The organism is Pseudomonas sp. KB_15 (genome assembly GCF_052114525.1).
Classification (GTDB): domain Bacteria; phylum Pseudomonadota; class Gammaproteobacteria; order Pseudomonadales; family Pseudomonadaceae; genus Aquipseudomonas.
On record NZ_JBFREX010000026.1, the window covers coordinates 1 to 12,487 of the forward strand.

Genomic DNA, 12,487 nt, shown 5'->3' on the forward strand with positions numbered 1-12,487 from the left:
GCATTACCGCTTAACTGACTGGCATTAACCCTAAAGGGCCCTTTTTTACTGTCTACAGTAATGGCAGCTCTGGACCGGAAGAACGGTTTTGCATTTTCTGGGGGAGTTTGGAAAGTCGGCGTGAGACTCACAGAGTTGACTCGACGTGAGTTTCTTTGTGCCGTGGCTCACCTTTCGTCAGCAAGGCGCCTCGCCGCGTCTTGACAGCCGAGTCGTCTGGGGAAATACTCATCGCAATATTCATATAGATGACTATATAACAAGGTGAATAAAGTCGATGAGTTCTCTTCCCAGTGACACTCGCCTGCCGCTCTACCAACGTCTGCGTGACCAATTGGCTGAGCAGATCGCCAAAAATCGCTGGCGTCCTGGCGAGGCGATTCCCACCGAGGCTGCGCTTTCAGCGGAGTATCAATTGTCCACCGGCACTGTACGCAAAGCGATCGATGCGCTTGTCAGTGAGGGCATTCTGGAGCGTCAGCAGGGGCGAGGCACTTTCATCCGCCGACCGCAATTTCAATCCTCTCTATTCCGCTTCTTTCGATTCCAGACCGCTGCCGGTGAGCGTCAGGTACCGGAGAGCCGTATCCTGTCGATTGAGCCAGTGGCCGCACCTTCGGCGGTAGCCCAGGCGCTGGGGCTGCCCGTCGATTCGCCGGTTATCCGTATTGTCCGTTTGCGTTTGCTGGAGGTTCAGCCAGTGCTCGCCGAAGAAATCTGGCTGCCACGCAGCCGGTTTCAACCGTTGCTCGAGACCGACCTCAGTCTGAAAGGGCCATTGCTGTATCCGATCTACGAAGACCTCTGCGGTCAGGTCGTTGCCTACGCAGAAGAGACMCTCACCGCCGAGTCGGTGAACGACGTACACGCGCGCCTGTTGCAGGTGCCGATTAACAGTCCGGTGGTGGTGATCGAGCGTCTGGCCCGTGATTACGCCGGTACACCGCTGGAGTGGCGTCGCTCTCGCGGGCACGCGGAGCACTTCCGCTACAGCGTGGATATTCGCTAGCGCCTGCCTTTGTAGCGAATTGTTCAGCGACGCGCAGTTCGTCGCTGGTTTCCTGTTTGTTTGCCAAAACTGGCCCTGTAGCGGTGCGGTTCGCTCTCGGCTGCCTTACGTTCCACTTATAAGGATAAGAACCATGTTCAGCTGGTATCGCCAAGTCACTCCTCGGGAGCGCAAAACGTTTTGGGCCTGCTTCGGCGGATGGTCGCTCGATGCGCTGGAAGTACAAATGTTTGGCCTGGCGATTCCGGCGTTGATCGCCGCATTCGCCTTGACCAAGGGTGATGCGGGGCTGATCAGCGGAGTCACGCTGGTCACTTCAGCCATCGGCGGCTGGGTAGGGGGGACGTTGTCCGATCGCTACGGCCGGGTACGCACGCTGCAATGGATGATTTTGTGGTTCTCGTTCTTCACCTTTCTCTCCGCGTTCGTGACTGGTTTCCACCAGTTGCTGATTGTCAAAGCATTGCAAGGCTTCGGTATTGGCGGGGAATGGGCTGCCGGCGCAGTACTGATGGCCGAGACCATCAACCCTAGATTTCGTGGCAAGGTGATGGGCACGGTGCAAAGCGCCTGGGCTGTGGGTTGGGGGCTGGCGGTCGGCGTGTTTGCGTTGATTTACTCGTTCGTGCCGCAGGATATGGCTTGGCGTGTGATGTTTATCGTTGGCTTGCTGCCGTCGTTCCTGATTATCTGGGTACGGCGCAATGTTGAGGAACCGGACAGTTTCCAGCGTCTGCAAAAAGAAAAAGCCATCCCGCAAAGTTTCTTCAAGTCGCTGGCTGGTATTTTCCGCCCCGAGCTGATTCGCGTGACGCTATTCGGTGGTCTATTGGGTTTGGGCGCGCACGGTGGATACCACGCGGTGATGACCTGGCTGCCGACGTTCCTCAAGACTGAGCGCAACCTCTCGGTGCTGAACTCTGGTGGTTACCTGGCGGTGATTATCTTCGCCTTCTGGTGTGGATGTGTTGTCAGTGGCTTTTTGATCGACCGCATTGGCCGTCGAAAAAACATCGTGTTGTTCGCGTTGTGCTGTGTCGTCACTGTGCAGTGTTATGTATTCCTGCCACTGACCAATACCCAGATGCTGTTCCTGGGATTCCCGCTCGGCTTCTTCGCAGCGGGTATTCCGGCAAGCCTCGGGGCGCTGTTCAACGAGCTGTACCCGGCGGACGTGCGCGGCGCTGGTGTGGGGTTCTGCTACAACTTTGGCCGGGTGCTCTCTGCAGTGTTTCCGTTTCTGGTCGGTCATATGAGCGACTCCATGTCCTTGGGGTCTGCCATCGGTATCGACGCAGGGATTGCTTATGGCGTGGCTGTGATCGCGGCACTATGCCTGCCGGAGACCCGTGGTCGTGCCCTTGAAGCTTCGAATACTTCGATGCAATCCACGGTCAACGGTAACGAGAGTGCGCGGGCCTGATGACCTTTACCTTCGAAAGATGAAAGCCATGCTTGATACCTGTTCCAGGCCGATCACCGGCATCGATTCCCACGCTCACGTGTTTAGTCGTGAGCTGAACCTGGCCGCTGCACGGCGTTATACCCCTGGCTACGACGCCACGCTCGAGCAGTACTTGGAGCATTTGCGAACCCATGGTCTGAGTCATGGCGTGTTGGTGCAGCCGAGCTTTCTCGGTACCGACAACAGCTACTTGCTTTCGGCGTTGCGGCAGGCACCGGAGCAGTTGCGAGGCGTCGTGGTGCTGGAGCGCGACGTCAGCCGCTGCATGTTGAACGACATGGCTAGATTGGGGGTAGTTGGCGTTCGCTTGAACTTGATGGGCAAAGCCTTGCCTGACTTTCGCGATGCGGCCTGGAAAGAGTTCTTCAGGCAAATCGCCGAACTTGACTGGCATGTCGAGCTGCACCGCCAAGTGGAGGACTTGCCGGGACTGCTTCGCCAACTGATGCCGTTTGGCATTAAACTCGTGATCGATCACTTCGGTCGTCCGGATGCGCGTTTGAGCGTCGATCAACCAGGCTTTCCTCAAATGCTGGAACTGGGGCTCACCGGACGGATCTGGATGAAGGTTTCCGGTATCTATCGTCTGGCAGGTACGCCGCAACAGAATCTGGAATTCGCCCGGAGGGCATTGCCTCTGTTGGAGCAAAGTTTTGGCCTTCACCACTTGGTATGGGGCAGCGATTGGCCGCATACCCAACATGAGGACAGCATTAGTTTTGGTACGGTGGTGGAGCATCTTCAAGCGTTGGAGTGTTCGACTCAGCTTATGCGGTCGTTGCTAGTGGAAGGGCCTCGAGAGTTATTTAGATTTGACTTGCCCGTGAGCTGTTGATTTCTGTTGGTTAAGTAAAGGTCTATATAAATTCCACACCAACGAAGGCGTCGAAACCAAAGGCGGCAACCACAAGACTCTGAAGGAATGGAAAGGACAATACGGCGCCGCGACCGTTGAGTCCTGGCTGATCAAGTGAGTTTGGTTTGAGTACAAAAGTGCCCTCCAATGGCCTTTTTTGTTTGGTATGTAATGGCTGCCCGGGACGGAAAAACGGCCCGACACTTTCTGGAGGATTTTGGGAAGTTGGCAATGAGAGTCACAGGGACGAGTTAGTGCAGTTTTGCTTACGGCGTCTTACCTTTTGTCAGCAAACCGAATCGTTCATCCGCAGAGTTGGCCGTCAATGAAATATGACGGCCTTCAGTTGGGACTCTTAAGCCTGTAGTCATCCTGGAAGTGCCGCTTCGGTGACGCGATCTTCACTCATCGGCACCGAAAGGCATCAGGTGAACATCAGCTGTATTGATTTGCCGAACCGTCAGCGGTTTTGGGTTTTCTGGAACAGGTCAACTGGTAAGCAATTGCCAACCATATGAACCACCCCGGCATGACCATCAAGGCAATTCGGGTGTCTGGTCTCAATGCCAGCAGACAAAGAACAAAGCCCAGAAAGGCCAAGGAGAACCAGGCCATCGGCACGCCGCCCGGCATCTTGTAGGTCGATTTCGCATGCAGTTCAGGACGAGTTTTACGATAGGCAATGTACGACGCGAGGATGGTCGACCAAGTGAAAATCACCAGGATTGCCGACACGGTAGAGACGATGGTGAACGCGGTCATTACTTCTGGAACGATGAACAGCAGCAGCACGCCCACCAGCATCAACAGTGTGGTGAACGCCAGGCTCAGCAAAGGCACGCTATTGCTCGACAGACGCCGGAAAATCCCCGGTGCGTTGTCCTGATTGGCCAGTCCAAACAGCATGCGACTGGATGAAAATACGCCACTGTTGGCCGATGAGGCGGCGGATGTCAGTACCACAAAGTTGACGATACCGGCTGCTGCGGGAAACCCTGCAACCAGAAACAGCTCGACGAAGGGGCTCTTGTTGGGCGAAACCTGTTGCCAGGACGTCACTGCAATAATGCAGGCCAGTGCCAGCACATAAAACAGGATGATTCTCAGCGGAATCGAGTTGATGGCTTTAGGCAGGGTCTTCTCTGGGGAGCGAGTTTCTGCGGCTGCAGTACCGATTAGCTCGGTGCCGGCAAAGGAGAAGATTGCCATCTGGAATCCTGCAAAGAAACCAAACAGGCCGTTGGGGAAGGCGGCTTGTTTATCCAGTAGGTGATTCAGGGATGCAGTAACGCCACTGGGTGATACAAAGGAGCTGGCAATCATCACTATGCTTACGCCAATCAGGGTGACGACGGCAATGATTTTGATAATCGCGAACCAGAACTCCACTTCACCGAAGAGCCTGACAGTCAGCACGTTCAAGGCGAACAGTGTCATCAGCATGCCGATCGCCGGTATCCAGGCGGGTACATCGGGGAACCAATACTGAAAAAATCCACCCACCACGACTGCATCACCTATCACTGCAACGCTCCAGCTTAGCCAGTATGACCAGCCGAGAAAGAATGCTGCGCGTGGGCCAAGATAGGCACCGGCAAAATCCGCGAAGGTTTTGAAGTTCAAGTTGGAGAGCAACAGTTCACCCATCGCGCGCATGACGAAGTAGACGAACAGACCGATGATCATATAGATGAGGATGATCGACGTGCCGGAGAGGGCGATGATCTTCCCGGAACCCATAAACAGACCGGTACCGATGGCACCTCCCATGGCCATTAACTGAATGTGACGATTGCTGAGGGTGCGCTGCAGCGCGGGCTGTTCAACCCGCTCGGACGGAGTCGATTTCATTACAAAACCTCTTGATTTTATGTTTTTGAGTTTTGGCAGAAAAGTGGGTGTCTAGCGTTCTTGTTGGAGATGCAACGGCTACTGACGGTGGTGGTTTGCGGGTGGCAGGGTTTCTCGTCCGCTCACATGGTGAGTAGCCCCTTGGCACTTTGCTCAGGAGGCCTCACCTATGGCGATCAACTGACTGTGCGCAGGCGCGAAGGAACTGCTGGCTGCTGATCAAGCAGTTGGTAGAGGTTTTTTATGTTGGCAGGCGTCGGCACCAGATGGATGCGCTCACCGATGGCATGCTCCCGCGCCAGGTCGTGCACGTAGCGCAGTGACGAAAAGTCTTCCAGGGCAAAACCCACCGAATCGAAAACGGTGACCTGTGCGTCGTTCTCGCGTCCCGGGACTTCGCCCTGAACAATCCGGAAGAACTCGACGACGGGAAAGTCGGCCTCCAGTTGTTGAATATCGCCTTCAATCCGTGTCTGAGGTTCAAACTCAACGATGACTCGGGCATTGCGCAGGATGTCGGCGTGCAGTTCGGTTTTCCCCGGGCAGTCACCGCCGACGGCATTGATATGCATGCCGGGCTCAATCATCTCGGGCGTCAAAATCGTTGCGTAGGCTTTGTCTGCGGTAACCGTGGTGACGATGTGCGCTCCCATCACCGCTTCTTGTATCGAGTTGGCCATAAACACCTCTATTCCGGGGAATGCAGCGAGGTTCTGCTTCAACTTGATTGAARCGTCGCGATCAAGATCGAAAATGCGGATTTCATTGATGCCCAGCATTTCGTGGAAGGCGAGGGCCTGAAATTCGCTCTGGGCACCGTTGCCGATTATTGCCATGGAGCTTGCACCTGGACGCGCTAGAGATTGTGCGACCAATGCGGAAGTCGCTGCCGTGCGCACGGCAGTGGTCAGCGTCAACTCACTGAGCAAGGTTGGATAGCCACTGTGGACATCGGCCAGCACACCGAAAGCCATGACGGTCAGCAAGTCCTTTTGACCATTGTCCGGGTGGCCATTCACGTATTTGAACGAATACTGTTGGCCATCGTCGGTGGGCATCAACTCGATCACCCCGTCGGTGGAATGATTGGCGGTGCGAGGCGACTTATCAAACTGCGCCCAGCGTGAATAGTCAGCTTCGATGTAAACGGCCATCTCGCGGATTGCCCGGCGGATTCCCACGTAGGCGAACAGGCGTGCGGCATGATCGACATCTATAAAAAGAGTCATGTTTTTATTCTCCGGTTCAATAGTTGAAGTGCTGCGACTCAGGGGATGACTCAGGCGCGTTTGCTCTCGTAACCATGCAGCACGTTGACCGCATTGATCCCGATTTCATCGACCATGTAGCCGCCTTCCATCACGAACAGGGTGGGGCAGCCCACACCCGCTATCAGCTCGCCGATGCCGATGAAGTCTTCGCTTTCCAGCAGGAAGTGGCTGATGGGGTCGTCCTTGAACGTGTCGACGCCCAGTGAAATGACCAGCACTTCAGGGGCGAATTGCTGGAGTTTCTTGCAGGCGTGGAGCAGGGCGTTGCGGTAGCTTTCCCAGGTGGTGTTTTTCGGCAGCGGATAGTTCAGGTTGTAACCTTCGCCGTGGCCTGCGCCGACTTCGTGGCTGTAGCCCGAGTAGTACGGATAGGACACCGCAGGTTCGCCGTGCAGCGAGACAAACAAGACGTCGCTGCGCCCGTAGAAAATGTTCTGCGTGCCGTTGCCATGGTGAAAGTCGACGTCCAGTACCGCAACACGCTGGGCGCCTTGGGTAATGGCCTGCTGTGCGGCAATGGCGGCGTTGTTCAGATAGCAGTAGCCGCCCATGTATTCACGCGCTGCGTGATGGCCGGGCGGACGGCACAGGGCGAATGCACTGTCGTGGCCTTCATCGATCAGCGCGAGGCCGGTGAGGGCGATATCGGCACTGGTTTTTACCGCTTGCCATGTAGTGGCGGTAATGGGCGAGCCGGCGTCCATGGCATAGAAACCGAGCTTGCCGTCGATGAAAGTCGGCACTTGCTCGTTGGCCAGATCGCGCACTGGCCATACCAGTGGCAGGGCATCATGAGTACGTCCGGTTGCACACCATTCTGTCCAGGCGCTTTCCAGAAAGCTGACGTAGCGCTCGCTGTGTGCGTTGACGTAACACGAGCGGTCAAACACACGTGGTTCGACGATCTGGCCAAGGCCTACCTGCTTGACTCGACTATGGACAGTGTCGGCTCGGCTGGGCTGTTCGAACGACGGCTTGAGCACGCCATCTTTCAATTCGGTGCCGTGGTGCAAGCGGTGAGAATCACTGAAAACTGTAAACATTCTGCGCATCCGTTATTGTGAGCCAGTGCAAATATTCTGTTCTGGCCGGGATGCGATTTCTTTGCTTTGTTTTCGTGGTTTTCTAGGTTATTCGGGCGTTTTTACTCAGGAATGGTGTAATGCAGAAAAAATCATCCAAACGCATCAGTCTCGACGAGACCGACCTGGCGATACTCAGGTTGCTGCAGGAAGATGCGAGTATTTCCAACGCCGAGCTCAGCGAGCGCTTGTCGTTAAGCCTGACGCCTTGCTGGCGGCGGCGTAAGAGAATGGAGGAGGCGGGCGTGATAAAGGGCTACCAGGCGAACCTTGATCGACGAATGCTGGGGCTGGACATCATGGCGTTCGTGCACATCCGTTTTTCCACCCATGCCGATCACGCTCCGGACGCTTTCGAGGCGGTGATTGCGCAATTGCCCGAAGTGCTGTCCTGTCACAAGATCACCGGTGACGCCGATTACGTGCTGCAAGTGTTGGCAGAGGATCTTGATAGCTACAGTGACTTTATCGAGCAGGTGCTCAGGCGTCAGGTGGGTATTGCCTCCATCCAGTCCAGCCTGGCATTGCGTGAGGTCAAGACCAGTAGTCGTATAGCTATACCCAAATCGAGCAAGGACTGAATGGGAAGGGGGTGGATCACCTTTTTGAAGCTGCGTTACAGGCTGTCCTGTTCCGGCGGCACTTGGCTACCGGTTGATTCAGTGACGCCCCTTCGAGGAGGAAATCATGCTCAGCTATCTGTAGCGTGGCCTGTTGCGCTCCGCGGTAAGGGAAGTCGAGCGACAATCAGAAGCGACTGCATTACCTGCCGGTGGATTAAGCAGCCGATTCGTTAGACGTCGCGCTGCCATGAGATCGTTGACCAACCGCTGCCGCGTCCTCACTGAGCGATGGGTTGGTGCAACGCCACAGCTGCCCTTTGACTACAAAGTAGCGACCGTCAGGAGTCATTGCGTTCATCTCTGCACCTCCGGGGTGCCTTAGTACGGCACACCCAAGCTCGTGATATCTCGCCGCTGCATGTTGGTGAGGCCTTCTCAGTTGGTAATGGTTTGACACTCGGTAACCCGTATCCAGCCATTAAAAAAAGCACCCCTTACTCCCGGATATCATGATTTTTCACAAGCATGAGCCTTCCTTATAGTCCTCCCAAACCCACTTGGAACACGGTTGTGTTTCCCTTGATGCGAGACAGTTTTATGGAGAATAAGAAGCGCGCCGTCCAAGCTTCAGAGGTTGGGATGGGAACTCGAGTCGTATGGGGAGGAGAGCAGGTTCAACATCCCTACAATGCGACCCAGACCCCCATCGTGGTCAGTGCCGCCTATGGCTATGACGATATCGATAAGTGGTATGACGTGGCATTGGGAAAGGAGCCCGGCTTCATTTACAGCCGGATGAGCAATCCCACTGTCTCTGTCTTGGAAGATAAACTCTGTGAGCTTGAAAACGCAGAGTCGGCTGTAGCTTTCAGTACCGGAATGGCCGCAATCAGCGGTGTACTACACACCTTCATATCCTATGGGCAGCGTGTGATTTCTACACGTGACAGCTACGGTGGTACGAACAAAATTTTTGAGGAGTTTCTTCCACGCATGGGCGTGGAGGTAATCCTTTGCGATACGCTCGACACTGTGGATCTTGAGCAGGAGATCGCTAAAGGCTGCAACGTCCTGTATCTGGAAACACCCACGAACCCAACGCTGAAAATCGTTGATATTCGGCGCCTTGTGGCAGCGGCGAAGCGAGTGGGCGCTTTGGTTGTCGCGGACAATACATTCGCGACGCCTCTGAATCAGAATCCGCTCGCTTTAGGCGTTGATGTGGTTGTGCACAGCGCGACCAAATTCCTGTCCGGTCATGGTGATGTACTCGGTGGTGTGGTTTGCGGCGCCGAGCATTTGATGTCTCAAGTTCGCCATTACCGCGAAATCAATGGTGCCTCGCTGGATCCTTTTTCGGCGTATCTAATCATCCGAGGCATCAAGACTCTGGCTCTGCGTCTTCGACAGCAACAGGCGAGCGCGAAGCTTTTGGCCGAGTACCTTTGTACCGAGCCGCTGGTCGAGTCTGTGAACTATCCGGGGTTGCCTCAGCATCCAGGTCATGACATCGCTCGTTCGCAAATGAACGGATTCGGAGCCATCGTCAGCTTCGTGCTTAAAGGAGGCATGGACACAGTGACCCGTTTGCTACCACTGCTCAGATATGCGCATCGGGCGGGTAACTTAGGAGCTGTCGAGACCATCTATGGGCCGGCCCGGACGACCAGTCATGTGGAAAATACCTTGGCAGAACGTCAGGCACTCGGAATTTCCGAAGGTTTGGTTCGAGTGTCAGTAGGTATTGAAGATTCAGCAGATTTATTGGCTGATTTAAAACAAGCCTTCGCTTTAGTGCGAAGTAAACAAGGTGATGCAAGCCTTCACGCTGACAGTGCCCAACGTTTCATTGAGGTAGAAGCCTGAATACGGGCAGGACTTTCGATATTCATCTTAAGCCCTTCATGAAGAATGAAAATAATAAAATCCAGCGACGACAAAATTGTACTGCCCAAAAGCCGGTTACAAGGTGTTTGTCCGAACATTTCATGAGAATAAAACTATGTCCACGCATATCGAAGATAATCAGCCCGATCCAAACTCGCGTTTCAAAAAGGAAATGCAAACACGCCACATCGTGATGTTGGCACTGGGCGGTGTGATCGGTACGGGATTATTCCTTACCTCCGGTTACACGGTTAATCAGGCAGGGCCACTTGGCGCAGTGATCGCTTACATCATCGGTGCAGTGATGGTGTATTTAGTCATGGTCTGTCTCGGTGAGTTGGCTGTACAGATGCCAGAAACCGGATCGTTCAGTAGCTACGCAACGCGATACCTGGGCCCAGGCACAGGCTACACAGTGGCCTGGCTTTACTGGCTCACTTGGGCAGTAGCTATCGGTTCAGAATTTACAGCAGCGGGCATACTGATGGTTCGGTGGTTTCCTGACACACCGGTCTGGATTTGGAGTGCGCTGTTTGCCATTGCAGTTTTCTTGAGCAATGTTGTCTCTGTCCGGTTGTTTGCGGAAACTGAGTTTTGGCTTTCGCTGATTAAGGTTCTGACTGTTATCACGTTCATTGTGATCGGCGGAGCGGCAATTTTCGGTCTTTTTCAAGTACAGAATTTGCAGGGTGCGGGACTATCCAACTTCACACGTGAGGGGCTTTTCCCCACCGGGTTCTTACCCATTGCAATGACCCTCCTGGCTGTTTCCTTCGCATTTTCCGGAACCGAGCTGATCGGGATTGCGGCAGGTGAAGCGCAAGATCCACAAACTAGCGTGCCCAAGGCAATCCGCACGACAGTGGTACGTTTGGCGCTGTTCYTCGTGGGGACAATTTTCGTCCTCGCGACGTTACTGCCACGAGAGCAAGCGGGGCTCGTAGAAAGTCCGTTCGTCATGGTGTTTGAGCTGATTGGCATCCCATACTCTGCCGACATTATGAACTTTGTCATTCTCACAGCACTGATTTCCGCCGCTAACTCGGGGCTGTATGCAGCATCGCGCATGCTGTGGACATTGAGCGATCAAGGACATATGCCTAAGCGCTACGCCAGGCTTTCCAGTCGGGGCACACCGGTGAACGCCATCGTTCTTAGTATGGCGGGTGCAGTGGCTTCTCTGCTCAGCAGTGTGTTTGCCCCTGATACGGTTTACTTGGCCTTGGTGTCCATTTCCGGTCTGGCGGTCGTAGTCGTGTGGATGAGCATTGCTGCAAGCCAGATCGCGTTCCGTCGTCAATACGTCGCTAATGGCGGACGAGTTGAAGACCTGCATTTCCGTGTGCATGGCTATCCATGGGTGCCTATCGGTGCACTGCTGTGTTGTCTGCTGGCCTGTGTGGGTATCGCTTTTGATCCTGAGCAGCGAGTGGCGCTTTACTTCGGCCTCCCCTTTATCGCGTGGTGTTATTTCGTTTACTGGATCACTCGAAACAAGAGAGCAGAGCGGTTGGCTTTAGCCGCAGTTGCTCATTCCTCTAGCACCGCGTGAATTTCTCAGGCAATGATTGAGCATAGATAAAGCCCTGATGAGGTTGCGCCGATGAGTCAAAAGTCACTACCACCCTTGAATTGGTTGAGGGCATTCGAAGTATCGGCGCGTTATTTGAACTTTACCCACGCGGCGCAAGAGCTCCATTTGACTCAAGGGGCTGTGAGTCAGCAAATCCGTCAATTAGAAAGTCACCTTGGGGTGGCGCTGTTCAAGCGCTTACCTCGAGGGCTTGGCTTGACCGAGGAAGGGCAGTCGTACCTGCCTGTCGTACAAGACGCGATCAGTCGCCTTGCAGTCGGCACAAACGAGATTTTCGGCCAGCACAATCGAAGACATTTGAAGGTGCGCGGCAGCCTTTCCTTTCTTCACTATTGGTTGGCCCCCCGGCTCGCAGATTTTTGTCGGGAGTATCCCCAGATTGATATTCGATATATCAGCAATATTTGGGTGAAAGAACCAGACGGTGAGGATGACCTGGAGATTCGCTGGGGATGCGGTGAGTGGTCGGGCTTGCACGCTCAGCGATTGACTTGGGACATCCTTCAGCCTGTTTGCTCCCCAAAGCTCATGGCCAGCTCACCCATACATGAGCCTCGCGACTTGATGAACCATTCCCTGCTGCATGTGTTGGGGTACGAAGAAGGTTGGGGTTACTGGCTGAAACGCGTTGGAGCAGACGACGTCGACTATTCCCGTGGCCTTCAGTTTGACACGCTGATTTCCACGATCCGCATGGCCGAATTGGGGCAGGGCGTTGCGCTGGCACGGTCTTCCGTGGTCGAGGATTTGCTTAAGAATGGGCAATTGGTTGCGCCATTCAGTCACCGAATCGAGGCAAGCGAATCCTTTTATCTGGTGCACGAACAGAGCGAAGTGCTATCGCCTGATGCCGCAAATTTTTCTACCTGGCTGGTGGCTCAAGCCCATCGCCTTTTGTAAAACTGATTT

The 12,487-nt window shown here is 54.5% G+C and carries 10 protein-coding genes and 1 pseudogene; 8 read left to right on the forward strand and 3 right to left on the reverse strand.

Annotated features, from left to right (window positions below):
* Positions 1-277 precede the first annotated feature (277 nt).
* The 4 genes and pseudogenes from AB4Z35_RS19540 to AB4Z35_RS19555 form a co-directional block, all read left to right on the forward strand.
* Complete coding sequence (locus tag AB4Z35_RS19540) at positions 278-1,009, forward strand: GntR family transcriptional regulator (protein ID WP_442098768.1); 732 nt, start codon at positions 278-280, stop codon at positions 1,007-1,009.
* Positions 1,010-1,142: 133 nt separating this feature from the next.
* The gene (locus AB4Z35_RS19545; protein WP_442098833.1) at positions 1,143-2,432 is read left to right on the forward strand and encodes an MFS transporter; all 1,290 of its coding nucleotides are present in this window, start codon (positions 1,143-1,145) and stop codon (positions 2,430-2,432) included.
* 28 nt (positions 2,433-2,460) lie between these two features.
* A complete protein-coding gene (locus AB4Z35_RS19550) occupies positions 2,461-3,309 on the forward strand; it encodes an amidohydrolase family protein (RefSeq protein ID WP_442098770.1) in 849 nt (282 codons plus the stop codon).
* Between the two features lie 40 nt (positions 3,310-3,349).
* Positions 3,350-3,448, forward strand: a pseudogene (locus tag AB4Z35_RS19555) (transcriptional regulator); the annotation flags it as partial.
* Between the two features lie 317 nt (positions 3,449-3,765).
* Here the strand turns inward: AB4Z35_RS19555 and AB4Z35_RS19560 are convergent.
* From AB4Z35_RS19560 to AB4Z35_RS19570, 3 genes are all read right to left on the reverse strand, one after another.
* Positions 3,766-5,181, reverse strand: coding sequence for an amino acid permease (locus tag AB4Z35_RS19560; RefSeq protein WP_442098772.1), 1,416 nt, complete (start codon positions 5,179-5,181; stop codon positions 3,766-3,768).
* 176 nt (positions 5,182-5,357) lie between these two features.
* Positions 5,358-6,410, reverse strand: a complete 1,053-nt coding sequence (locus AB4Z35_RS19565) for an ornithine cyclodeaminase (protein WP_442098774.1) — start codon at positions 6,408-6,410, stop codon at positions 5,358-5,360.
* Positions 6,411-6,460: 50 nt separating this feature from the next.
* Entirely contained in the window at positions 6,461-7,495 is a 1,035-nt protein-coding gene (locus AB4Z35_RS19570) for a histone deacetylase family protein (RefSeq protein WP_442098776.1), read from the reverse strand.
* 119 nt (positions 7,496-7,614) lie between these two features.
* On the opposite strand from AB4Z35_RS19570, the gene AB4Z35_RS19575 reads away from it, so the two are divergent.
* The 4 genes from AB4Z35_RS19575 (at position 7,615) to AB4Z35_RS19590 (ending at position 12,478) form a co-directional block, all read left to right on the forward strand.
* Positions 7,615-8,115: an Lrp/AsnC family transcriptional regulator gene (locus tag AB4Z35_RS19575; protein ID WP_442098778.1), complete on the forward strand. Its 501-nt coding sequence runs from the start codon at positions 7,615-7,617 to the stop codon at positions 8,113-8,115.
* Positions 8,116-8,694: 579 nt separating this feature from the next.
* The gene (locus AB4Z35_RS19580) at positions 8,695-9,963 is read left to right on the forward strand and encodes a cystathionine gamma-synthase family protein (protein ID WP_442098837.1); all 1,269 of its coding nucleotides are present in this window, start codon (positions 8,695-8,697) and stop codon (positions 9,961-9,963) included.
* Between the two features lie 136 nt (positions 9,964-10,099).
* Complete coding sequence (locus tag AB4Z35_RS19585; protein ID WP_442098780.1) at positions 10,100-11,536, forward strand: amino acid permease; 1,437 nt, start codon at positions 10,100-10,102, stop codon at positions 11,534-11,536.
* 51 nt (positions 11,537-11,587) lie between these two features.
* Positions 11,588-12,478 carry a LysR substrate-binding domain-containing protein gene (locus AB4Z35_RS19590; RefSeq protein ID WP_442098782.1) on the forward strand — a complete coding sequence of 297 codons (891 nt, stop codon included), beginning with the start codon at positions 11,588-11,590 and terminating at the stop codon, positions 12,476-12,478.
* Positions 12,479-12,487 lie beyond the last annotated feature (9 nt).